Below are 22,710 nucleotides of genomic sequence, written 5' to 3'. Positions count from 1 at the left end.
GTTCCGGGCGAGGGGGAGGTACGGGCCCAGCCCGGCTGGACCCTCAGACCAGGCGGCGGGCCGTCGCCGAGCGGGTGCCGCTGGTGCGGGACGGCCCGGCCCGCGCCGGCGGGGTCGGCTCGCTGGTGGACCCGGCCGAGGCGGGGGCGCACGGCCGGGCCCTGCTGGCGCCGCTCGAGGGCGCCCCCGCGCTGCTGGAGACGTTGCGGGTGTGGCTGTCGCTGCACGGCAGCTGGGACCGTACGGCGGTGGCGCTGGAGGTCCACCGCAATACGGTCCGTCAGCGGATCGCCCGCGCCGGGGCCCTGCTGGATGTGGACCTGGGCGACGCGGACGTCCGTATGGAGCTGTGGTTCGCCCTCAAGTGGGCTTGAAGCGGGTTTGAAGTGGGCTTGAAGTGGGCCTCAAGTGGGCTTGAAGGGGGGCCTGAGCCACGCGGCCTTGAGCTGCCGTGGTGGCCTCAGAGCTTCGTCCACGCCTCCGTCAGCACCGTCCGCAGCACCTGCTCGATCTCGTCGAACACCGCCTGGTCGGCGATCAGCGGCGGGGCCAGCTGGACGACCGGGTCACCGCGGTCGTCGGCGCGGCAGTACAGCCCGTTCTCGAACAGCGCCTTGGAGAGGAAGCCGTAGAGGATCCGCTCGGTCTCCTCCTCGTCGAAGGACTCCTTGGTGGTCTTGTCCTTCACCAGCTCGATGCCGTAGAAGAAACCATTCCCCCGGACATCGCCGACGATCGGCAGATCGTGCAGCCGCTCCAGCGTGGAGCGGAACGCGGTCTCGTTGTCCAGCACATGCTGGTTGAGTCCCTCGCGCTCGAAGATGTCGAGGTTTCCCAGGGCCACCGCGGCCGAGACCGGATGGCCGCCGAAGGTGTAGCCGTGCAGGAAGGTGTTGTCGCCCTCGTAGAAGGGCTCGGCGAGCCGGTCGGAGACGATGCACGCGCCGATCGGGGAGTAGCCGGAGGTCATCCCCTTGGCGCAGGTGATCATGTCCGGGACGTAGCCGAACTTGTCGCAGGCGAACATCGTGCCCACCCGCCCGAAGGCGCAGATGACCTCGTCCGAGACGAGCAGCACGTCATGGCGGTCGCAGATCTCGCGGACCCGCTGGAAGTACCCGGGCGGCGGCGGGAAGCAGCCGCCCGCGTTCTGCACCGGCTCCAGGAAGACCGCGGCCACGGTGTCCGCGCCCTCGAAGAGGATCTGCTGCTCGATCTGGTCGGCGGCCCAGCGGCCGAACGCCTCGGGGTCGTCGCCGAAGATCGGGGCGCGGTAGATGTTGGTGTTGGGGACCTTGTGGGCGCCGGGGACCAGCGGTTCGAAGGGGGCCTTGAGCCCCGGCAGACCGGTGATCGACAGGGCGCCCTGCGGGGTGCCGTGGTAGGCCACCGCCCGGGATATGACCTTGTGCTTGGTGGGCTTGCCGGTCAGCTTGAAGTACTGCTTGGCCAGCTTCCACGCGGTCTCGACGGCCTCGCCGCCACCCGTGGTGAAGAAGACCTTGTTCAGGTCGCCGGGCGCGTAGCCCGCGAGCCGCTCGGCGAGCTCGACGGCCTTGGGGTGGGCGTAGCTCCACACCGGAAAGAAGGCGAGCTCCTGGGCCTGCTTGTAGGCCGTCTCCGCCAGCTCGACCCGGCCGTGGCCCGCGTTGACCACGAACAGGCCGGCCAGGCCGTCGATGTACCGCTTGCCCTTGTCGTCGTAGATGTACGTGCCCTCACCGCGCACGATCGTCGGCACGGGGGAGTTCTCGTACGACGACATGCGGGTGAAGTGCATCCACAGGTGGTCGTACGCCGTCTTGGAGAGGTCGGCGCTCATTGCTATCTCGTTCCCCAGGTATAGGTCTGCTTCCGGAGCTTGAGGTAGACGAAGCTCTCGGTGGAGCGCACACCGGGCAGCGTGCGGATCCGCTTGTTGATCATTTCGAGGAGATGGTCGTCGTCCTCGCAGACGATCTCGATCAGGAGATCGAAGGAACCCGCGGTGACGACCACGTACTCGACCTCGTCCATGGCGGTCAGCGCGTCCGCGACCGGGTCGAGATCGCCCTCGACGTTGATGCCGACCATCGCCTGCCGCCGGAACCCCACGGTGAGAGGATCGGTGACGGCGACGATTTGCATCACGCCCTGGTCGAGCAGCTTCTGCACACGCTGCCGTACGGCGGCCTCGGAGAGCCCGACGGCCTTTCCGATGGCGGCGTACGGCCGGCGACCGTCCTCCTGGAGCTGCTCGATGATCGCCAGGGACACGGAGTCGAGGGTCGGCGTGCCGTTCTTGTCAGGTGTGGCCACGACCCTCACTGTGCACGAGCCTCGCCCGTGTCGCAACCCTTCTGCGATGAAATTCGTCGTTGATGGACCTCAAAAACACTGATTCCGTCGTTCTGGTGTGGCGGGTATGTTGAAAACGCAGCACCGGCGACTACTGTGGGTGTCTCACCCATCGGACAGCTGACAGGAGGGGTGGCACGTGACCACCGAACTGCGTCGTCTGCGCAACTACATCGACGGAGAGTTCCGGGACGCCGCGGACGGGCGGACCACGGAGGTGGTCAACCCGGCCACGGGCGAGCCCTACGCAACGGCGCCGCTGTCGGGCGCCGCGGACGTGGACGCGGCGATGGCCGCCGCCGAGGCCGCCTTCCCGGCCTGGCGCGACCTGGTGCCCGGCGAGCGGCAGAAGGCCCTGCTCAAGATCGCCGACGCCTTCGAGGCGCGGGCGGAGGAACTGATCGCCACCGAGTCCGAGAACACCGGCAAGCCGATCGGTCTGACGCGGGACGAGGAGATCCCGCCGATGATCGACCAGATCCGCTTCTTCGCGGGCGCGGCCCGGATGCTGGAGGGCCGCTCGGCCGGTGAGTACATGGAGGGGCTCACCTCGATCATCCGGCGGGAGCCGGTCGGGGTGTGCGCCCAGGTCGCACCGTGGAACTACCCGATGATGATGGCCGTATGGAAGTTCGCCCCGGCGCTGGCGGCGGGCAACACGGTCGTCATCAAGCCCTCGGACACCACGCCCGCCTCCACCGTGCTGTTCGCCGAGATCATCGGCGGGGTGCTGGCGGAACTGGGCCATCCGCAGGGCGTCTTCAACGTGATCTGCGGCGACCGCGAGACCGGCCGGCTGATGGTCGAGCACTCCGTGCCCGCCATGGCGTCCATCACCGGCTCGGTGCGGGCCGGAAAGCAGGTCGCCGAGAGCGCCTCGAAGGACATCAAGCGGGTGCACCTGGAGCTCGGCGGCAAGGCCCCGGTCGTGGTCTTCGAGGACACCGACATCCCCAAGGCGGTCGAGGACATCTCGGTCGCGGGCTTCTTCAACGCGGGCCAGGACTGTACGGCCGCCACCCGGGTGCTGGTCCACGAGTCGATCCACGACGAGTTCGTGAGCGCGCTCGCCAAGGCCGCCGCCGAGACCAAGACCGGCGCGCCGGACGACGAGGACGTGCTGTACGGCCCGTTGAACAACGCCAACCAGCTGGCCCAGGTCACCGGCTTCATCGACCGGCTCCCCGCGCACGCCAAGGTCGAGGCGGGCGGCCACCGGGTCGGCGACAAGGGCTTCTTCTACGCGCCCACCGTGGTCTCCGGGCTCAAGCAGGACGACGAGATCATCCAGAACGAGGTCTTCGGCCCGGTCATCACCGTGCAGACCTTCTCGGATGAGCAGCAGGCCATCTCCTACGCCAACGGCGTGGAGTACGCGCTGGCCTCGTCGGTGTGGACCAAGGACCACGCCCGCGCGATGCGGATGTCCAAGGCGCTCGACTTCGGCTGCGTCTGGATCAACACCCACATCCCGCTGGTGGCCGAGATGCCGCACGGTGGCTTCAAGAAGTCCGGCTACGGCAAGGACCTGTCCGCGTACGGCTTCGAGGACTACACCCGCATCAAGCACGTGATGACGTCGCTGGGCTGACGCGGAGCCGATTGCCGCGCGGCGCGGGCTGATGCCCGCCCCGCGCGGGTGGTTCCGTTGCCCGGCGGGTGGGTCCAGCCCGGCGCGGGCCGATTCCCGCGCCGGGCTTGTCACCCGGTCATGGCAGGGTCACCCGTCATGACCGAGGGGGACATCCGGACCAGGGCCGCCAGGGCGGCGACGCGGTTGGTGGTGATCGCGTCGACGCCCGCCCGCAGCAGCCGGGACATCGACCGGCGGGTGTCGGCGGTCCAGGCGGAGACCAGCAGCCCGTCGGCGTGATTGCGGGCGACCAGCTCCCGGGAGACCAGCCCGAAGCGGTAGTTGAGCCAGCGCGGGCGCAGCGCGGCCAGCAGCGCCGGACGCGGCGGGGCCAGCGTGGTCCAGGTCAGCGCGATCTCGGCGTCCGGGTCCGCGCGGCGCACCGCGTGCAGGGCCGCCAGGGCGCCGCAGTAGTACACCCGGTCGGCCGCGCCGCTCTCCCGCACCTGGGCGACGGCGGCGGGCGCGGCCGACGCGTCCGGCAGGTCGATCAGCAGCCGGGTGGAGCCTGCGCAGGCGAGGGCCTCGCGCAGGGTCGGCACACCTCCACCGGATAGCTGCCGCACCTCCTCGGCGGTCAGTCCGGACAGCGGCCGGTCCTCGCCCCACAGCCGCTTCAGCGTGGCGTCGTGGAGCAGCACCGCCACACCGTCCCGGGTCAGCCGTACGTCGATCTCGACCGCGCCCGCGCCCGCGCGCACCGCGGAGCGGATCGAGGGCAGGGTGTTCTCACGGCACACATACGGGTCGCCGCGGTGGCCGACCGGGACACATCCCGCCCCCGCCGGTCTCATCGGCCCGCGACCACCGTGTAGGCGTCGATCTCCGCCGCGAGCCGCGCCTTGCCCTCGGCGTCCAGGAAGGACGCCTCGACCGCGTTCTTGGCGAGGGCCGCGACGCCCTTCGCGTCCAGGTCCAGCAGCTGGGCCGCGACCTGGTACTCGGTGTTGAGGTCGGTGCCGAACATCGGCGGGTCGTCGCTGTTGATCGTGACGAACACCCCGGCTTCGACCATCCGCTTCAGGGGGTGCTCACCGAGCGTGGCGACGGCGCGGGTGGCGATGTTGGAGGTCGGGCAGACCTCCAGCGGAATGCGGTGCTCCGCGAGATGGGCGAGCAGCTTCGGGTCCTGGACCGCGCTGGTGCCGTGCCCGATGCGCTCCGCCCGCAGCTCGATGAGGGCGTCCCAGATCGTCTGCGGCCCGGTGGTCTCGCCCGCGTGCGGCACACTGCGCAGCCCGGCGGCGATGGCCCGGTCGAAGTACGGCTTGAACTGCGGGCGCGGCACCCCTATCTCCGGACCGCCGAGACCGAAGCCGACCAGCCCCTCGGGGTTCAGCTCACAGGCGATCCGGGTGGTCTCCTCGGCGGCCTCGAGACCGGCCTCACCGGGGATGTCGAAGCACCAGCGCAGCACCGTGCCGAAATCCGACTCGGCGGCCTTACGGGCGTCCTCGATCGCCTCAACGAAGGCGGTGTCCGGGATGCCGCGCCGGGTCGAGCTGTAGGGCGTGACGGTCAGCTCGGCGTAGCGGATGTTCTGCCGCGCCATGTCGCGGGCGATCTCGTAGGTCAGCAGCCGGACGTCCTCGGCGTCGCGGATCAGGTCCACCACGGAGAGGTAGATCTCGATGAAGTGCGCGAAGTCCCGGAAGACGAAGTACTCGGCGAGGGCCTCGGGATCGGTGGGCACCTTGGAGTCGGGGTGGCGGGCGGCCAGTTCGGCCACGATGCGCGGCGAGGCGGATCCCACGTGGTGCACATGGAGCTCCGCCTTGGGCAGCCCGGCGATGAAGGTGGTCAGATCGGTCAACAAAACCTCCGGGAGACGCCCGCCGACGGCGGGATCCGGTCATCGTATTGTGTGGCGCCGACGGGCTCGCCATAGGCCGTAGCATGGGCGGACGTCTTTGTGGGGAGCTTCATGGCCGACCAGCACGACCCGTCCGAGCCGCAGGATCAGCAGCGGCGACCCGGACAGCCGAGGCAGCCCGAGCCGCTCGACCGCGACCCCTGGGCTCCACCGGCGCAGCGGGTCGCGATGGACAAGGCCGCTGCGGAGATGGGCCCGGCGGACGGCGGCGCGGCCGACGCGGGCGCGGCGGACAGCGCGGTGGGCGTGGGCGAGCAGGACATACCCGCGCCCCGGCCTCCGGCGGCCCCCGCTCCCCGGCCGCCCAGGGTGGCCGAGCAGCCGACCCTCACCTCCCATCCCGCCACGCCGGGCCCGACGCCCCCGCTCCCTCCGCCGCCCCCGCCGAGCACCGCGCGGCCCCGGGGCCCGGTGACCTCGCCGGGCGCCGTGCCCCCACCGCCGCCCGCGCCGACCGGCCCGGGCACGCCCAGCGCCTACCCGGCCGGACCGTACGGCCCGGCGGGCTACGCGCCGAACGGATACGGCCAGCCGAACGGATACGGCCAGCCCGGATACGGCCAGAGCGGGTACGCGCAGCCGAACGCATACGCCCAGGGCGGGTACGCCCAGGGCGGGTACGCCCAGCCCGGGTACGGCCAGCAGGCGCCGTACGAGCAGTCCCCGTACGGCGGGGCGCAGGGCCAGGGCCACCCCGGCTACGGCTACCCGGGAACGGGACACCCCGGCAGCGCCCACCCGGGAACGGGCTACCCCGGTTCCGGCTACCCCGGCGCCGCCTACCCCGGAGGGGCGTACGGCCAGGGCTGGCCCGGCGGGACGTATGTGCCGAACAACGGCCATGGCACGGCCGCCCTGGTGCTCGGCATCATCGGCCTGGTGCTCTTCGCGAGCATCGTGCTCGGCATCATCCTCGGTGTGCTCGCGATCATCTTCGGGGTGCTCGGCCGCTCCAGGGCGGCCAGCGGCGAGGCGACCAACGGCGGCTCGGCGCTGGCCGGGGTGATCCTCGGGGTGATCGCCGTGGTGGCAAGCGTTGTCATGATCTTCGTCTACATAGCCGCCGACGACGACTCGGGCAGCGATGACGACCCGGGCTATGCCAGTGTCTCGGCCCCGGCGGTGCTCCCGCCCCCGCTCGCCGATATCAGCCGCTGACGCGCCTCCATCAGCGCGAACCCCAGCAGATTGAGCCCGCGCCAGCGAGCCGGGTCCGCCGCCCGCTCGTCGTCGGCCGCCAGCCCGATGCCCCACACCCGGTCCACCGGGCTGGCCTCCACCAGCACCCGCGACCCGGTGCCCAGCAGATACTCGCGCAGCTCGGGGTGGTGGCCGAACTTGTGCACACTGCCCTCCACCACGAGGCCGAAGCGATGGCGCCGCCAGGTCCCCTCGTCGAAGCCGCGCACCGCCCGGCCCGCGTCCTTGGCCTGCTTGGGATGGGAGGCGTCGAGCGCCCGGCGCTCGGCCTCCGCGTCGCCGAACAGCCGAGCCTTGCCCGCCATCATCCAGTGCTCGGCCGTCGCATAGGTGACCCCGTCCACGGTGAACGGCGACGGCCACCACTGGCTGAAGCACCCCGCACCCACGCTTCCGTCCGGCCTGGGCCGATGCCCCCAGAACCACACGTACTTCAGGCGCTCACCGCGCGCCACCCGCTCGACCAGCTCCTCGACCGACCGAGGGCCACCGTCCACCGAAACCGGGGGACTCCCCTCCGCCGAAACCGAATCCCCCACCCCGTTCGTCTTCATGCCCAGGATTCTCGCACCCGCCACCGACAGCCCCGCCGACCTGGGCAATTGAGCTGTCCAGGGATGAGTCCTGCCCATAACATTGCCGGACGTTCATCAGGAGGGGAGACCGACGATGTCCAGCAACACACCCGGTCCACAGCAGGGGCCGTACGACCCACAGGCCAATCCCTACGCCGCGCCCCCGCCGCCGGCGCAGCCCCCGGCCCAGCAGCCGCAGTACCCCGGGGCCGGCTACCCCGCCGCGCCGCCCGTCTACCCGGGGGCGGCCGGGATGCCGATGCAGCTGAGCAATGGCATGGGCACGGCCGCGCTGGTCTGCGGCATCGTCGGTCTGGTCTGCGGGATCACCTACTTCCTGTGGGTCTTCGCGGTCATCCTCGGCATCCTGGCGATCATCTTCGGCGCCATCGGCAAGGGGAAGGTCGGCCGCGGCGAGGCGAACAACGGGGGCTCGGCCACCGCCGGTCTGGTCTGCGGCATCATCGGCATGGTGCTCCCGGCGATCTACCTCGCCGCGCTGGACGCCGCCGTCGACTCCGTCTTCTAGACGGCGTCCCGGCCGGGGTCCCCGCCGGACCCCGGAACGGCGTCCCCACCGGACCCCGGAGCGGCGTCGCCTCCGCCGCCCTCACCGGACTCCGGACCGGCTGCTCAATCCGTCGGTCCGGACCGGGGTCCGGCTCGGAAACGGTGACGCCGAGGCCACTCTGATCACTGAATCCGTCGCGAAACCAAAAAGCAACAACGGAATCCCTTGTTGAAGCGCTGCTCCTCTGTCAGGATCGGCCATCAATTCCGGTTGTAGCTACGCCGTGCCCCCTGGGCGGATCGGCGGAGGAGAGCGCGATGGATCAGCGGTTCGACGTGACGGAGCGATTCGCCGACGGCGCCCAGTACATCGCGGGCCGTCTGGGCGAGGGCGGCTCCGAGGGCACCCACGCGGTCGTCGACCCGGCCACCGGCGAGCAGGTCTTCAGCTACCGGCTCGCCGGTACGGCCGATGTCGACGCAGCCGTGGCCGCCGCCGAGGCCGCCTTCCCCGAGTGGGCGGGCGCCACCCCCGGTGAGCGGTCCGACGCGATGCACCGCTTCGCCGCGGCGCTCACCGAGCGGGCGGACGACCTGGCCCACGCCGAGTCGCTCCAGTGCGGCAAGCCCATCAAGCTCAGCACCGAGTTCGATGTGCCCGGCTCCATCGACAACACCGCCTTCTTCGCGGGCGCCGCACGCCATCTGGAGGGCAAGGCCGCCGGTGAGTACAGCGGCGACCACACCTCGTACATCCGTCGCGAGCCCATTGGTGTCATCGGCTCCATCGCCCCCTGGAACTACCCCCTCCAGATGGCGGCGTGGAAGGTCCTCCCGGCCATCGCCGCGGGCAACACCATCGTGCTGAAGCCCGCCGAGCTGACGCCCCTGACCTCGTTGATGTTCGCCCAGGCGGCCACGGAGGCGGGTCTCCCGGACGGCGTCGTCAACGTGGTGAGCGGCACCGGCCGCGAGGCGGGCGAGCACCTGGTCTCCCACCCCGGCGTGGCGATGACCTCCTTCACCGGCTCCACGGCGGTCGGCAAGCGGGTCGCGGAACTCGCCACCGCCACCGTCAAGCGGATCCATCTCGAACTCGGCGGCAAGGCGCCCTTCGTCGTCTTCGACGACGCGGACCTGGAGGCCGCAGCCCACGGCGCCGTAGCGGGCGCGCTGATCAACACCGGACAGGACTGCACCGCGGCCACCCGGGCGTATGTACAGCGCCCGCTGTACGACGCGTTCGTCGCCGCCGTCGCCGATCTCATGGCGACCGTAAGGCTGGGCGATCCCTTCGATCCGCACACCGACCTCGGCCCGCTGATCTCCCACGCCCAGCGCGACCGCGTGGCGGGCTTCGTGGAGCGGGCCCGCGGCTACGCCACCGTCGTCACCGGCGGCGAGGCCCCGGGCGGCGACCTCGCCAAGGGCGCCTACTACCGGCCCACACTGATCACCGGCGCGCCCCAGGACAGCGAGGCCGTCCAGTCCGAGATCTTCGGCCCGGTCCTGGTCGTCCTCCCCTTCGACAGCGACGACGAGGGCATCGCGCTCGCCAACGACACCCCTTACGGCCTCGCCGCCTCCGCCTGGAGCCGCGATGTCTACCGTACGGGCCGCGCCTCCCGCGAGATCCGGGCCGGCTGCGTCTGGATCAACGACCACATCCCGATCATCAGCGAGATGCCGCACGGCGGGGTACGGGCATCCGGCTTCGGCAAGGACATGTCGGCGTACTCCTTCGAGGAGTACACGCAGGTCAAGCATGTGATGTTCGACAACACCGCGGTGGTCCGCAAGGACTGGCACCGCACGGTCTTCGGGGACCGACAGACCTGAATGTGCGGCCACCTCCGCGTGGCCTCGGCCGGCCGCCACCGGCCGACACCCTCGAAAGGCACAGCTTATGGAAGCACGGCACGAGCCCGAGAGCCTGTCCCCACCGCAGATCGCCGCGATGCGGCGCTCCATGACCAGCGGCCGCATGGCGCTCACCCGCCGCTCCCTGCTGCGGGCGGGAGGCGCCGGGGCGATCGCCGTCGGCGGTCTCGGGGCGCTCGGCGGCTGCGGTATCCCGCCCGCGGGGCGCACCGAGGTGGACAACGCCTCCGACGACCACTCCGCCGAGGAGAAGCGGCTCGCCTTCTCCAACTGGACCGAGTACATGGACGTCGGCAAGGGCGGCCGCCACCCGACCCTGGACGCGTTCCAGCGCCGCACCGGCATCAAGGTCAAGTACACCGAGGACATCAACGACAACGTCGAGTTCTTCGGCAAGATCAAGCCGCAGCTCGCGGCGGGCCAGGACACCGGCCGCGACCTCATCTGCGTCACCGACTGGCTGGCCGCCCGGATGATCCGGCTCGGCTGGATGCAGCCGCTGGACCCGGCCCAACTGCCCCATGCCTACACCAATCTGGCGAAACCTTTTCGCACTCCGGACTGGGACCCGGGCCGCGCCCACTCCTACCCGTGGACCGGTATCCCCGCCGTCATCGCGTACAACAAGAAGGCCACCGGCGGCCGTAAGGTCACCTCCGTCTCCCAGCTGCTGGAGGACCCCGAGCTCAAGGGCAGGGTCGGGCTGCTGACCGAGATGCGCGACACCGTCGGGCTGACCCTCCTGGACATGGGCAAGGCCCCCGAGAAGGTCACCGCAGACGACTACGACGCCGCGATCGCCCGCCTCCAGAAGGCGTCCGACCGGGGCCAGGTCCGCCGCTTCACCGGCAACGACTACACCGGCGACCTCACCAAGGGCGACATCGCCGCCTGTATGGCCTGGGCCGGGGATCTGATCCAGCTCCAGTCGGACAACCCCGAGATCGAGTTCGCCATCCCCGACGCCGGCTATATGACGGCCACGGACAACCTCCTGGTCCCCAACAAGGCACGCCACAAGAGGAACGCCGAACGGCTCATCGACTACTTCTACGAGCCCAAGGTCGCCGCGAAGATCGCCGCGTACATCAACTACGTCTGCCCGGTCGACGGGGTACGCGAGGAGCTCGCGAAGATCGACAAGGCGCTGGCGGACAATCCGCTGATCCTCCCGGACGAGGACATGGCCGCCAAGTCCCACTCCTTCCGCTCGCTCTCCAGCGAGGAAGAGGCGGCATTCGAGGACAAGTTCGCCAAGCTCACCGGCGCCTGACAAGCGAGGAAGCGCACCGCCATGACCCAGCCCACCTCCGGCGGCGACGTCCGGCTCGACCGGATCAGCAAGACCTACGGGTCCTTCACCGCCGTCCACCCGCTCGATCTGCACATACCCGCCGGCTCCTTCTTTGCCCTGCTCGGCGCCTCCGGCTGCGGCAAGACCACCACCCTGCGCATGATCGCGGGCCTGGAGGACCCCACCACCGGGACCGTCCAGCTGGCCGGTGAGGACATCACCGTCCTCCCGCCCCACAAGCGGCCCGTCAACACGGTCTTCCAGAGTTACGCCCTCTTCCCGCACCTCGACATCTTCGAGAACGTCGCCTTCGGACTGCGCCGGCGCGGCGTCAAATCGGTGAAGAAGCAGGTCGAGGAGATGCTGGAGCTGGTCCAGCTCGGTGACTTCGCCCGCCGCAAACCACAGCAGCTCTCCGGCGGCCAGCAGCAGCGCGTCGCCGTCGCCCGGGCCCTGATCAACCACCCCAGGGTGCTGCTCCTCGACGAGCCGCTGGGCGCGCTCGACCTCAAGCTGCGCCGCCAGATGCAGCTGGAGCTCAAACGCATCCAGACCGAGGTCGGCATCACCTTCGTCCATGTCACCCACGACCAGGAGGAGGCCATGACCATGGCCGACACGGTCGCGGTGATGAACGGCGGCCGGGTCGAGCAGCGCGGCGCCCCCGCCGACCTCTACGAGAACCCCGGCACCACCTTCGTCGCCAACTTCCTCGGCACCTCCAACCTCATCGAGGCCGAGATCACCGACAAGAGCGGCGGCGACCTCGTCCTCACCGCCGCGGGCGGCAAGCTCGCCCTGCCCGCCGACCGATGTAGCGCCCCCGTCCGCACGGGTGGGAAACTGCTGGTGGGGGTGCGTCCCGAGAAGATCACCCTGGCCCATGCCGAGGACGCCGGAACCGTCCCCGAGGGGCGCAACCGGATCACCGGGCGGATCGTCGACTCCAGCTTCATCGGCGTCTCCACGCAGTACCTCATCACCACCCCGGACTGCCCCGAGATCACCGTCTACGAGCAGAACATCGAGCGCGACACCCGGCTCGTCCCCGGCGCCGAGGTCGTTCTGCACTGGAACCCCGCCCACACCTTCGGCCTCGACGCGGCCCAGGACATCGACGCCGGTACGGAGCTGGACGAGGAGGCGCCATGAGCGTTACGGCCACTCCCGAAGCCGCGCCGGACGGCGGGCCCGCGCCGGACGCCGGGCCCGTACAGAAACCGCCCCTGATCAAGCCCGCCGTCCGCAAGCGGCTGGTGCCCTACTGGCTGCTGCTCCCCGGCATCCTCTGGCTGCTGATCTTCTTCGCCGCGCCGCTGATCTACCAGGCGTCGACCTCCGTCCAGACCGGCTCCCTCGAAGAGGGCTTCAAGGTCACCTGGCACTTCCAGACCTACTGGGACGCGCTCACCGAGTACTACCCGCACTTCCTGCGCTCGGTGCTCTACGCCGCCACCGCCACCGTGCTGTGCCTGCTGCTCGGCTATCCGCTCGCGTACCTCATCGCCTTCCGGGCGGGCCGCTGGCGCAATCTGGTGATGATCCTGGTCATCGCGCCGTTCTTCACCAGCTTCCTGATCCGCACCCTCGCCTGGAAGACGATCCTGGCCGACAGCGGCCCGGTGGTGGGCGCGCTCAACTCGCTGCACCTCCTGGACGTCACCAGCTATCTGGGGATCACCGAGGGGCAGCGGGTGCTGGCCACCCCGCTCGCGGTGGTCTGCGGGCTGACGTACAACTTCCTGCCCTTCATGATCCTTCCGCTCTACACCTCCCTGGAGCGCATCGACCCCCGGCTGCACGAGGCCGCCGGGGACCTCTACGCCCGCCCCCTCACCACCTTCCGGAGGGTGACCTTCCCGCTGTCCATGCCGGGTGTCGTCGCGGGCACGCTGCTCACCTTCATCCCCGCCGCGGGCGACTACATCAACGCCGAACTGCTGGGCTCCACCGACCAGAAGATGATCGGCAATGTCATCCAGTCGCAGTTCCTTCGGGTGCTGGACTATCCGACGGCGGCGGCGCTGTCCTTCATCCTCATGGCGGCCATCCTCACGATGGTCACCGTCTACATCCGCAAGTCCGGGACGGAGGACCTGGTGTGACGGCCCTGACGCGCTGGATACGGCGGAACCTGGTGGTCATCGCGGGGCTCGGCACCCTCGCGTATCTGATCCTGCCCAACGTCGTCGTCCTGGTCTTCTCCTTCAACAAGCCCAACGGCCGGTTCAACTACGAATGGCAGCGGTTCTCCACCGACGCCTGGACCGATCCGTGCGGCGTCGCCGACCTGTGCGGCTCGCTCTCGCTCAGCCTGAAGATCGCGATATGGGCGACGATCGGCGCCACCGTCCTCGGCACGATGATCTCCTTCGCGCTGGCCCGCTACCGCTTCCGGGCCCGCCCCGCGGTCAACAGCCTGATCTTCCTGCCGATGGCGATGCCCGAGGTCGTGATGGCCGCCTCGCTGGCCACCCTCTTCCTCAACATGGGCGTGGACTTCGGCTTCTGGACGATCCTCATCGCCCACATCATGTTCTGCCTGAGCTTCGTGGTGACGGCCGTCAAGGCGCGGGTGATGTCCATGGACCCCCGGCTGGAACAGGCCGCCCAGGACCTCTACGCCTCCCCGGCGCAGACCTTCCTGCGCGTCACCCTGCCGATCGCGGCGCCGGGTATCGCCTCGGGCGCGCTGCTGTCCTTCGCGCTCTCCTTCGACGACTTCATCATCACCAACTTCAACGCCGGATCGACCGTGACCTTCCCCATGTTCGTCTGGGGATCCGCACAGCGCGGCACGCCCGTGCAGATCAATGTGATCGGAACGGCGATGTTCGCGGTCGCGGTGTTGTGCGTTCTCGTCGGCCAACTGGCCGGCGCCCGCCGCAAGAGGAGCTGAGAACCATGGCCACGGACGCCATGACCCGCTCGTCCGGGGGCGCGGGTGCCCCCACCCCGTCCGCGCTGAAGGCCCTGGCCGGGGCCGCGTACCGGCCGTACTGGCTGGACGACCCCGGCAGGCCCGGCCCCCGCCCCGCCCTCGTCGGGGAGGAGCGGTGCGATCTGCTCGTCGTCGGCGGCGGCTACAGCGGACTGTGGACCGCCCTGATCGCCAAGGAGCGCGACCCCGACCGCGAGGTGGTCCTGGTCGAGGGCCAGGAGATCGGCTGGGCCGCCTCGGGGCGCAACGGCGGCTTCTGCGCCGCCTCCCTCACCCACGGCCTCGGCAACGGCGCCGCCCGCTGGCCCGATGAGCTGGCCGAACTCGAGCGGCTCGGCCATGGGAACCTCGACGCCATCGAGTCCGCCGTCGAGCGCTACGGCATCGACTGCGACTTCGAGCGCACCGGCGAGATCGACGTGGCCACCGAGCCGTACCAGGTGGCGGAGTTGCGCGAGGCCGCCCGGCTGGCGGCCGGACTCGGCGTCGGGGAGCAGGAGTTCCTCGACCGCGACGCGGTGCGCGCCCAGGTCGACTCGCCCACCTTCCTCGCCGGGCTGTGGGACCGCCGCGGCGTGGCCATGCTGCACCCCGCGAAGCTCGCCTGGGGCCTGGCGCGGGCCTGCGCCGAGCTGGGCGTACGGATCTACGAACACACCCCGGCCGAACGGCTGGCGAGCGCGGGGGCGGCGATGGCCGTCCGCACCCCCTTCGGCCAGGTGCGCGCCCGCCAGGTGGCGCTCGCCACCAACGCCTTCCCCGCGCTGGTGCGCCGCGTCCGCCCGTACATCACCCCGGTCTACGACCACGCGCTGATGACCGAGCCGCTTAACCAGGAGCAGCTCGACGCGATCGGCTGGCGGGGCAGGCAGGGCCTCAGCGACACCGCCAACCACTTCCACTACTTCCGGCTCACCGCCGACCAGCGCATCCTCTGGGGCGGCTACGACATCATCTACCGCTACGGCGGTCGGGTGCGCGCCGAGTACGACCACCACCCCGCCACCTACCGCACCCTCGCCGAGCACTTCTTCCGCTGCTTCCCGCAGCTGGAGGGCGTGCGTTTCAGCCACGCCTGGGGCGGCGCCATCGACACCTGCTCGCGCTTCTCCGCGTTCTTCGGCAGCGCGCACGGGGGCAGGGTGGCGTACGCGCTCGGCTATACGGGCCTGGGCGTCGGGGCGACCCGGTTCGGCGCCGAGGTGATGCTCGATCTGCTCGCCGGTGAGCGCACCGAGCGCACCCGCCTGGAGATGGTCCGCAGCAAGCCCCTGCCCTTCCCGCCGGAGCCGGTGCGCTGGGCGGGCATCGGCATCACCCAGTGGTCCATGACCCGGGCCGACGCGAACGGCGGGCGCCGCAATCTGTGGTTGAGGGCGATGGACAAGGTGGGCCTGGGGTTCGACAGCTGAGGGCCGAGCCCCACGCCGTGGTCACCCCGGGTCGCTCGGTGCGGCCCGGGGTGGCCGGGGCTTGTGGGGGCCGGGGTCGGACCGACCGTTGTGGCCCAATCGGCTGATCCCCAGCACCGTCCACAGCAGCGGACCGGACAGGCACCAGCTCGCGACGGTGTCCAGCGGCCAGTGGTAGCCGCGCCGGACCAGCCCGGCGGCCACGGCGAGGTTCAGCACGGAGACGGCCACCAGGAGTGGCCGCCGGAGCCGCGGGCGCAGGAGGGGGTGGAGCAGCAGCGCCGCCGCGCCGTAGGCGACGGCGGCCGTCGCGGCATGGCCGGAGGGAAAGAATCCGGTCTCGCCCGCCAGCGGCCCGGGCGGGCCGGGGCGGTCGATCAGCGCCTTGAACGGGACCACCAGCGCCGGAACCGCCGCCATCGCCACCGCGGCGGCCAGCGGCGGCAGCCACCACCGTGGCTCTGCCGCGCGCCGGGCGCACCACGCCGCCCAGCCGAGGGCGACGGCGAGGACGGGGACCGCCACCGCCGTATTGCCGAGGTCGGCGAGGAACTCGGCGACGGGGGAGGGGAGCGCCGAGCCGGCGATCGCGCGGCCGAGCCGTTCGTCGTAGGTGCGCAGGGGGCCGTGGGCGGCGATCTGCCAGGTGCAGAGCGCGAGCAGCGCGATCAGTGCGAGGGGCGTGAGGAGCGCGGGAAAGAGCGCCCGTGGCGCGGAAGGGGAGTGAACAGTCGGCGGCCCCGGAACAGGGGGGGTGGTTCCGGGGCCGCCGTGGCGATCGGTGTACCGCGCGCCCCGGGGGGTTTGGGGCGGGCGGCCGTCCGATCGGTGAGGAGATCCGGAGCCGGAGGCTCCAGTGGTGTGCGCGAGGGCACAGCCGGGTCGGGGCTGGGGAAGCACCGGCTCGGCATCGCCCGCAGTCCCCTGCGAGCGGGGTGTTTCTCTCATCTGCAATGACCGTACGGCAGCGAAGCCCCGCCCGACAGACCGATCACCCACCTGTCATCGGCCCCGCACATCTTCTTCACGCCACCCATCGATCACTCACAGTCACAGCTCGGCGAAGGCGCTCTCGAGGATGTCGAGACCCTCGTTCAGCAGGTCCTCGCCGATCACCAGCGGCGGCAGGAAACGCAGCACATTGCCGTAGGTTCCGCAGGTCAGCACGAGCAGCCCGGCCGAGTGGCAGGCCTTGGCGACGGCGGCCGTGGCCTCGGGGTTGGGGTCCTTGGTGCCGGACTTCACGAGCTCGATGGCGATCATGGCGCCGCGGCCGCGAAGGTCGCCGATGATCTCGTACTTCTCCCGCATCGCGGCGAGGCGGCCCTTCATGACCTCCTCGATGCGCTTGGCCCTGGCGTTCAGGTCCAGCTCGCGCATCGTCTCGATCGCGCCGAGCGCCGCCGCGCACGCCACCGGGTTTCCGCCGTAGGTGCCGCCGAGCCCGCCGGAGTGCGCCGCGTCCATGATCTCCGCGCGGCCGGTGACGGCGGCCAGCGGCAGACCGCCCGCGATGCCCTTGGCGGTGGTGATCAGGTCCGGGACGATGCCCTCGTCCTCACAGGCGAACCACTGGCCGGTGCGGCAGAAGCCGGACTGGATCTCGTCCGCGACGAAGACGATGCCGTTGGACTTGGCGAACTCCGCGATCCTGGGCAGGAAGCCCTTGGCGGGCTCGATGAAGCCGCCCTCGCCGAGGACCGGCTCGATGATGATCGCGGCCACGTTCTCGGCCCCGATCTGCTTGCTGATCATGTCGATGGCCTGGGCCGCGGCCTCCTCGGCGCAGTTCTCCGGGCCGGTCAGCCAGCGGTAGGGGTAGGCGAGCGGAACGCGGTAGACCTCCGGCGCGAAGGGGCCGAAGCCGTGCTTGTACGGCATGTTCTTGGCGGTGAGCGCCATGGTGAGGTTGGTCCGGCCGTGGTAGCCGTGGTCGAAGACGACGACCGCCTGGCGCTTGGTGTACGAACGGGCGATCTTCACCGCGTTCTCCACGGCCTCGGCGCCCGAGTTGAACAGCGCCGACTTCTTGGCGTGGTCGCCGGGCGTGAGCCGGGCCAGCTCCTCGCAGACCTCCACATAGCCCTCGTACGGCGTGACCATGAAACAGGTGTGCGTGAAGTCCGCCAGCTGCGCGGACGCCCGGCGCACGACGGCCTCCGCGGAGGAGCCGACGGAGGTCACGGCGATACCGGAACCGAAGTCGATCAGCGAGTTGCCGTCCACGTCCTCGATCACACCGCCGCCCGCGCGCACGGTGAAGACCGGCAGCACACTCCCCACCCCACCGGCGACCGCCGCGTTCTTACGGGCGAGCAGCTCCTGCGACTTCGGGCCGGGAATGGCGGTGACGACGCGACGCTCCTGGGGGAGGGCCGGGCCTCCGGACAGTTCGGTCATGACGGGCTCCAGGGGAAAGAACAGGGGTTTTAGTCGCAGGCTATGGGCGTGGCGGGGGATGAGGCATGTTCCGTTCGGGAGCACTGCGCGTGTTTCCTTGTCCGTGGCGGCCATAGCCCGACGGCGGCCTTACGGATCCCGCGGACGGCCTTACGGATCCCGTGAGTGAGACGGGCCCGCCCGGGTCGCTGAACTCCCCGCGCGGGAACACTAGATTGAGCGATGGCGCGAAAGCCGAGGAACAGCCGGTCAGGGGGCAAGGGGCAGCACATGGACACCGAGGGCACGTTCGACCCACGCAGCACACGCCACAACCCGCCCCCACCCCCGCCCCCGCAATCGCCGCCTTCCTTTCCCGCCGGCCCGCCGCCGATGCCGTCGACCGCGCCCCCGGCGGCCCCTGGCGTCCCCCCGACGCCGGCTCCTGGCGTCCCCCCGGTCCCCGCACCCGCGGCCCGACCGTCCTTCGTGGCCTGGCTGCGCGCTCCGCGGTCCGAGGCGGCGCCGGGGGTGTGGACGTACGAGCACAAGCCGAAGGCACCGGAGGAGCCGGATCGGATTCCGGGCCAGCGGCTGCTCGGCGGGGCCCTGGTCGCTCTGCTCTGCGGCTGGCTGGTCTGGTCGCTGCTCTGGAACGGGTATCTCGGCGGCTACTGGCTGTGGCCCATGTATCTGCTGACCCCGGACTCGTGGTACGAGCGCGGAGGCAACACGCAGGCGGGCTGGTGGTCCCAGCGCATTTACATCGGCATTGTTCTCGCCATCCTTGCCGTGATCTTCGGTCGCGTAGGCCACTGGCCCGAAGTCTGGCGCCGCTACGTCGCCCCCCTCTTCCGGCGGGCCTGGGACGAGCCCGCTCCTGAGGCGGCCGCCGCGGGGCGGCCGGAGGGGGATCCGGTGGAGTGGCCGCATTTGCGGGCCGCGGGGGCGCACAGTGCGGCTGATCGGCTGGCGGCGGACGCGCGGGCGGGGGCGATGAGCGACGTCGACCACGCCCGGATCGAGCGCGCCTGGCAGTCCGTGCGGGCGGGGCGGAATTCGCTCGCCTCGTTCACCGACACCGTGCTGCGCCACGGCGCCGCCTCCTACGGCCATCCGTCCGGGGCCCGGGACCTGCCCGTACGGACGGCGCGGCATGATCTTCTCGCCCATCAGGTACGGCTCGGCACCGCGGCCGAGGATCCCCGCAATCCTTACCAGCACCGCGGCGTCGGGCTCGCCCTCGACCCCGAGGTGCTCGGCACCTCGCTGCTGGCCGTCGGGCCGCCCGGTTCGGGGAAGACGGGGCGGGTGGTGCGGCCCGTCGTGGAGTCGCTGTGCCTACAGGCGCTCGCCGGGCAGGTCGCCGTCGTGGCGGTCGGGGCGGCGGGGGCCGGGCTCGGGGCGGATGAGGCGTTCGACGTCGTCGTGAAGATCGGTCGGCCCGACTCCGGCTACGACCTCGACCTCTATGGCGGCACCACCGACCCCGACGAGGCCGCGGGCATCCTCGCCGAGGCCCTGATCGGCGACATGGCGGCCTCGCTCCCGGGCGGGGACAGCCGGCGCGCCGCCACCGCGCTGGCCCAGCTGCTCGGCCCCTACCGCGCCGCCCACGGCCGCTTCCCGTCCGTCCCGGATCTGCGGGAGCTGCTGGACGGTTCCAAGACGGCCGTCAACGCGCTGCGCGAGGCGCTGGACGAGGCCGGGGAGCGGGCGCAGGCCCGCGAGCTGGAGGCGCGGGTCCGGCAGTCGGGCGCGCCCGGGGACGTGGGCGCGCTGCTCGCGGACCGGATCGCGCTGCTGGACCGGCCCGCGTTCGCCGACTTCTTCGACACCACCGGCGACCGCCGCCCGTTCTCGCTCCGCGCCCTCGAACACCCCCTCCGGGTCCGTATCGATCTGCCCGAGCGGGGCCACGCGGAGGCGTCGCGGATGCTCGCGCGGCTGGTCCTGGCGCAGTTCACCGAGTGCGCCGTGGGCCGCGCCGACCGTTCGCTGTTCGCCTGCCTGGTCCTCGACGACGCCTCGCACACCATCACCCCCGAGGCCCTGCGCGGCATCCAGCGGCTCCGCTCGGCCCACGCGGGCGCCGTGCTCACCCTCCGCACCCTCGACGACGTCCCCGAGTCGCTGCGCAGCGCGCTGCTCGGCGCGGTCGGCTGCCGGATGGCCTGTGCGGGCGTGACGACCTGGGACGGGGCGCGGTTCGCGGAGGTGTGGGGGACGGAGTGGGTCGAGACCCGGGACGTCACCGACCGGCAGATCATCGCCGAGGAACCGCTCACCAAGGTGCTGCACTTCATCCGTAAGGTCGCCACCGGCAAGGCGGTGACCACCCAGTCGGTGACCGTACGGACGGTGGAGCGCGAGCGCTGGTCCGCCTCGGAGCTGGCCCATGCGGTTCCCCCGGGGCATGCGGTGCTGTCGGTGACCTCCGTAAGGGGCGAGGGTGGGCCGCCGGTGCTGGTGGACCTGCGCGGGTGATCGGCCGCCGCCCCGGGCGGTCCTCATCGCGGTCATCGTGGTCATCGCGGTCATCTGCCCCGGTTGCCTCGTTCAGGGTGACCGGGGCAACCGGAACCGCTGCGTCACGGACATACCCATGGCGAAATCAGGCCGTCAATTCCGCGTTTTCCTCCATTGAGGCAGAATCGGCAGTAGCCGTTCATACGGGACGGTGAAGTCATCGCAAGTCGTCGCATTCGCTTCGAAGGTGCCATGCCTCCCACGCTCGCCTCACTCGTCCGCCACCCCGGTCTCAAGCTGTCCGTCCTCGCGGGCGAGGACCGGCTGGAGACGCCCGTGCGATGGGCACATGTCAGCGAGCTGGCCGACCCCGTGCCCTATATGGAGGGCGGCGAGCTGCTCCTGATCACCGCGATGCAGATCGAGGCCGATGACCCGGAGGAGATGAGCCGCTATGTGCGGCGGCTGCTGGGCGCGGGCGTGGTCGGGCTCGGCTTCGCGCTCGGCGTCAACTACGCCGAGGTGCCGCCCGCGCTCGCCACGGCGGCCAAGGAGGAGGGGCTGCCGTTGCTCGGCGTGCCCCGCCGCACCCCGTTCATCGCGATCAGCAAGGCCGTCTCCGCGGCGATAGCCGCTGACCAGTACCGGGCCGTGACGGCCGGGTTCGAGGCGCAGCGCGAGCTGACCCGTGCCGCCATCGGCGCCGAGGGGCCCGCCGCGCTGCTCGCCCGGCTCGCCGCCCACGTCGACGGCTGGGCCGCGCTCTACGACGTCTCCGGCGCCGTGGTCGCCGCTGCCCCCGACTGGGCCGCCCGCCGCGCCGCGCGGCTCACCCCCGACGTCGAGCGGCTGCGCTCCCGCCCCGGCCCCGCGAGCATCGTGGTCGGCGGGGGCTGCGCATCGGCCGGGGCCACGGGCGCGGAACCGGCCGAGGACGCGGCCGTCGCCGACCGGGTCGAGCTCCAGTCGCTGGGCACCGGGCGCCGTACGCGCGGGGTCCTCGCCGTCGGCACGGGCGCGCCGCTGGGCACCGCCGAGCGCTACGCGGTGCACTCCGCGGTCGCGCTGCTGACCCTGACCACCGAGCGTTCCCGCGCCCTCCAGGAGGCCGAGCAGCGGCTCGGCGCCGCCGTGCTGCGGATGCTGCTCGCGGGCGAGCCCGACCATGCGCGGGCGGTCGCCGGGCGGCTGTACGGCGGGCTGCTCGACGCGCCGTTCCGGATGCTGGTCGCCGAGGTACCGTCCGGCGGTACGGCCCAGCAGCCCCATGCGGCGCCCGCCGCCGCGGAGGAGGCCACCGCGGAGCTCCCCACCGAGGCCACCACCGGCGCGGGCGAAGCCGAGGCGGCCGATCCCCTCGGCACGCTCATCGACACCATGGAGGCGGCCGCGGCCCGCATCGGCGAGTCGGTGCTGGTCGTGCCCGACGGCGAGCGGCTCATCGTGCTGGCTCCCGACGGCGGGGCGGCGGTCGCGGCATGCGCCGAGCACGCCCAGGCCGTCGAGGCCCGCCGGGGCACGAGGGCCCGCCCCCGCGACCGTGCCGCGGCCGCGCCCCGGGGCGACGAACTCGTCATCGGACTGTCCGCCCCCGCGGGCCCCATCGCCGCCGCGGCCGCCTACCGCCAGGCGGAGCAGGCGCTGTCGGTGGCGCGCCGCCGCGGTCGGATGCTGGTCGAGCATGAGCAGGTCGCGGCGGGTTCCGTACTGCCCCTGCTCGCCGACGACGCCGTCAGGGCGTTCGCCGACGGCATGCTGCGCGCCCTGCACGAGCACGACGCCACCGGCCGGGGCGATCTGGTCGCCTCACTGCGCGCCTGGCTCTCCCGGCACGGCCAGTGGGACGCGGCCGCCGCCGACCTCGGCGTCCACCGGCACACCCTGCGCTACCGGATGCGCCGAGTCGAGGAGATCCTGGGCCGATCCCTGGACGACCCGGACGTCCGCATGGAGTTGTGGCTGGCCCTCAAGGCCACGGCCCCCGGCACCTCGACCTGAAGTACCTGAAGTACCTGCCCCCCCGAAGTACCTGAAGTACCTGAAGCACCCCCTCCGCAAATACCGCGGCCCCCTCCTCCCGACCCTCCCCAATCCGGCACGCCATTGCGTAGCGCTCGCGCCCCCGACTGCTACGCCTCGGACAAACGCCGAGCAGCCGGGGCGCGCCTACGGTGGGAGGAGAGACACCACTTCAGAAGGGTCGGGA

At 71.4% G+C, this 22,710-nt stretch carries 19 protein-coding genes; 12 read left to right on the top strand and 7 right to left on the bottom strand.

Going from position 1 to position 22,710, the window contains the following annotated elements:
- Window positions 1-374: helix-turn-helix domain-containing protein (locus ABD329_RS42045; protein ID WP_344317791.1), on the top strand; the 374-nt coding region annotated here is incomplete at its 5' end.
- Between the two features lie 86 nt (window positions 375-460).
- Here ABD329_RS42045 and ABD329_RS42040 read toward each other — a convergent pair.
- Both ABD329_RS42040 and ABD329_RS42035 read right to left on the bottom strand, forming a co-directional pair.
- Entirely contained in the window at window positions 461-1,822 is a 1,362-nt protein-coding gene (locus ABD329_RS42040; protein WP_198280788.1) for an aspartate aminotransferase family protein, read from the bottom strand.
- A gap of 2 nt (window positions 1,823-1,824) precedes the next feature.
- Window positions 1,825-2,298 carry an Lrp/AsnC family transcriptional regulator gene (locus ABD329_RS42035; protein ID WP_020868121.1) on the bottom strand — a complete coding sequence of 158 codons (474 nt, stop codon included), beginning with the start codon at window positions 2,296-2,298 and terminating at the stop codon, window positions 1,825-1,827.
- A 178-nt stretch (window positions 2,299-2,476) separates the two neighbouring features.
- Between ABD329_RS42035 and ABD329_RS42030 the strand changes: the two genes are divergently transcribed.
- Window positions 2,477-3,928 (top strand): gamma-aminobutyraldehyde dehydrogenase, encoded by a 1,452-nt coding sequence (locus ABD329_RS42030; RefSeq protein WP_198280789.1) that lies wholly within the window; start codon window positions 2,477-2,479, stop codon window positions 3,926-3,928.
- Window positions 3,929-4,038: 110 nt separating this feature from the next.
- On the opposite strand, the gene ABD329_RS42025 is transcribed toward ABD329_RS42030, so the two are convergent.
- Window positions 4,039-4,764 carry a glycerophosphodiester phosphodiesterase gene (locus ABD329_RS42025; RefSeq protein ID WP_198280790.1) on the bottom strand — a complete coding sequence of 242 codons (726 nt, stop codon included), beginning with the start codon at window positions 4,762-4,764 and terminating at the stop codon, window positions 4,039-4,041.
- Window positions 4,761-5,783, bottom strand: a complete 1,023-nt coding sequence (locus tag ABD329_RS42020) for an adenosine deaminase (RefSeq protein ID WP_198280791.1) — start codon at window positions 5,781-5,783, stop codon at window positions 4,761-4,763. The genes ABD329_RS42025 and ABD329_RS42020 overlap by 4 nt, the downstream gene beginning before the upstream one ends.
- Before the next feature lie 111 nt (window positions 5,784-5,894).
- Between ABD329_RS42020 and ABD329_RS42015 the strand changes: the two genes are divergently transcribed.
- Window positions 5,895-7,001, top strand: a complete 1,107-nt coding sequence (locus ABD329_RS42015; protein ID WP_344317789.1) for a DUF4190 domain-containing protein — start codon at window positions 5,895-5,897, stop codon at window positions 6,999-7,001.
- Here ABD329_RS42015 and ybiA read toward each other — a convergent pair.
- Window positions 6,941-7,597: a riboflavin biosynthesis intermediates N-glycosidase gene (gene ybiA / locus ABD329_RS42010; RefSeq protein ID WP_198279871.1), complete on the bottom strand. Its 657-nt coding sequence runs from the start codon at window positions 7,595-7,597 to the stop codon at window positions 6,941-6,943. The genes ABD329_RS42015 and ybiA overlap by 61 nt on opposite strands.
- A gap of 115 nt (window positions 7,598-7,712) precedes the next feature.
- Here ybiA and ABD329_RS42005 point away from each other — a divergent pair, with 115 nt between their 5' ends.
- From ABD329_RS42005 to ABD329_RS41975, 7 genes are all read left to right on the top strand, one after another.
- A complete protein-coding gene (locus ABD329_RS42005; RefSeq protein WP_198279872.1) occupies window positions 7,713-8,147 on the top strand; it encodes a DUF4190 domain-containing protein in 435 nt (144 codons plus the stop codon).
- Window positions 8,148-8,446: 299 nt separating this feature from the next.
- Window positions 8,447-9,967, top strand: a complete 1,521-nt coding sequence (locus ABD329_RS42000) for a gamma-aminobutyraldehyde dehydrogenase (protein ID WP_198279873.1) — start codon at window positions 8,447-8,449, stop codon at window positions 9,965-9,967.
- A gap of 67 nt (window positions 9,968-10,034) precedes the next feature.
- Complete coding sequence (locus ABD329_RS41995) at window positions 10,035-11,282, top strand: polyamine ABC transporter substrate-binding protein (RefSeq protein ID WP_198279874.1); 1,248 nt, start codon at window positions 10,035-10,037, stop codon at window positions 11,280-11,282.
- Window positions 11,283-11,303: 21 nt separating this feature from the next.
- A complete protein-coding gene (locus ABD329_RS41990; protein WP_198279875.1) occupies window positions 11,304-12,455 on the top strand; it encodes an ABC transporter ATP-binding protein in 1,152 nt (383 codons plus the stop codon).
- Complete coding sequence (locus tag ABD329_RS41985) at window positions 12,452-13,408, top strand: ABC transporter permease (RefSeq protein ID WP_198279876.1); 957 nt, start codon at window positions 12,452-12,454, stop codon at window positions 13,406-13,408. Before ABD329_RS41990 ends, ABD329_RS41985 begins: the two co-directional genes overlap by 4 nt.
- A complete protein-coding gene (locus ABD329_RS41980) occupies window positions 13,405-14,202 on the top strand; it encodes an ABC transporter permease (protein ID WP_198279877.1) in 798 nt (265 codons plus the stop codon). The genes ABD329_RS41985 and ABD329_RS41980 overlap by 4 nt, the downstream gene beginning before the upstream one ends.
- Before the next feature lie 5 nt (window positions 14,203-14,207).
- Complete coding sequence (locus tag ABD329_RS41975; RefSeq protein ID WP_198279878.1) at window positions 14,208-15,656, top strand: NAD(P)/FAD-dependent oxidoreductase; 1,449 nt, start codon at window positions 14,208-14,210, stop codon at window positions 15,654-15,656.
- Between the two features lie 21 nt (window positions 15,657-15,677).
- Here the strand turns inward: ABD329_RS41975 and ABD329_RS41970 are convergent, their stop codons facing one another.
- Both ABD329_RS41970 and gabT read right to left on the bottom strand, forming a co-directional pair.
- Entirely contained in the window at window positions 15,678-16,604 is a 927-nt protein-coding gene (locus ABD329_RS41970; protein WP_344317786.1) for a phosphatase PAP2 family protein, read from the bottom strand.
- A gap of 102 nt (window positions 16,605-16,706) precedes the next feature.
- On the bottom strand, window positions 16,707-18,056 hold the full coding sequence (gene gabT, locus ABD329_RS41965) for a 4-aminobutyrate--2-oxoglutarate transaminase (protein ID WP_198282086.1): 1,350 nt from the start codon (window positions 18,054-18,056) through the stop codon (window positions 16,707-16,709).
- A 270-nt stretch (window positions 18,057-18,326) separates the two neighbouring features.
- Here gabT and ABD329_RS41960 point away from each other — a divergent pair, with 270 nt between their 5' ends.
- Window positions 18,327-20,522, top strand: coding sequence for a type IV secretory system conjugative DNA transfer family protein (locus ABD329_RS41960; protein WP_344317784.1), 2,196 nt, complete (start codon window positions 18,327-18,329; stop codon window positions 20,520-20,522).
- A 234-nt stretch (window positions 20,523-20,756) separates the two neighbouring features.
- Complete coding sequence (locus tag ABD329_RS41955) at window positions 20,757-22,502, top strand: PucR family transcriptional regulator (protein ID WP_344317783.1); 1,746 nt, start codon at window positions 20,757-20,759, stop codon at window positions 22,500-22,502.
- The last annotated feature ends 208 nt before the right edge of the window (window positions 22,503-22,710 follow it).

Source organism: Streptomyces javensis (assembly GCF_039525925.1).
Taxonomy (GTDB): Bacteria; Actinomycetota; Actinomycetes; order Streptomycetales; family Streptomycetaceae; genus Streptomyces; species Streptomyces asiaticus.
Note: the sequence above shows the minus strand (reverse complement) of the source record. Positions and strands in the feature narration are given on the sequence as shown.

Bases quoted from the DNA above. Each gene is read 5' to 3' on its own strand.
- gabT (WP_198282086.1), bottom strand. From the start codon at position 18,056: ATGACCGAACTGTCCGGAGGCCCGGCCCTCCCCCAGGAGCGTCGCGTC.
- ABD329_RS42000 (WP_198279873.1), top strand. From the start codon at position 8,447: ATGGATCAGCGGTTCGACGTGACGGAGCGATTCGCCGACGGCGCCCAG.
- ABD329_RS41970 (WP_344317786.1), bottom strand. From the start codon at position 16,604: ATGAGAGAAACACCCCGCTCGCAGGGGACTGCGGGCGATGCCGAGCCG.
- ABD329_RS41990 (WP_198279875.1), top strand. From the start codon at position 11,304: ATGACCCAGCCCACCTCCGGCGGCGACGTCCGGCTCGACCGGATCAGC.
- ABD329_RS42015 (WP_344317789.1), top strand. From the start codon at position 5,895: ATGGCCGACCAGCACGACCCGTCCGAGCCGCAGGATCAGCAGCGGCGA.
- ABD329_RS41960 (WP_344317784.1), top strand. From the start codon at position 18,327: ATGGACACCGAGGGCACGTTCGACCCACGCAGCACACGCCACAACCCG.
- ABD329_RS41975 (WP_198279878.1), top strand. From the start codon at position 14,208: ATGGCCACGGACGCCATGACCCGCTCGTCCGGGGGCGCGGGTGCCCCC.
- ABD329_RS42025 (WP_198280790.1), bottom strand. From the start codon at position 4,764: ATGAGACCGGCGGGGGCGGGATGTGTCCCGGTCGGCCACCGCGGCGAC.
- ABD329_RS42040 (WP_198280788.1), bottom strand. From the start codon at position 1,822: ATGAGCGCCGACCTCTCCAAGACGGCGTACGACCACCTGTGGATGCAC.
- ybiA (WP_198279871.1), bottom strand. From the start codon at position 7,597: ATGAAGACGAACGGGGTGGGGGATTCGGTTTCGGCGGAGGGGAGTCCC.
- ABD329_RS41955 (WP_344317783.1), top strand. From the start codon at position 20,757: ATGCCTCCCACGCTCGCCTCACTCGTCCGCCACCCCGGTCTCAAGCTG.
- ABD329_RS41995 (WP_198279874.1), top strand. From the start codon at position 10,035: ATGGAAGCACGGCACGAGCCCGAGAGCCTGTCCCCACCGCAGATCGCC.
- ABD329_RS42005 (WP_198279872.1), top strand. From the start codon at position 7,713: ATGTCCAGCAACACACCCGGTCCACAGCAGGGGCCGTACGACCCACAG.
- ABD329_RS41985 (WP_198279876.1), top strand. From the start codon at position 12,452: ATGAGCGTTACGGCCACTCCCGAAGCCGCGCCGGACGGCGGGCCCGCG.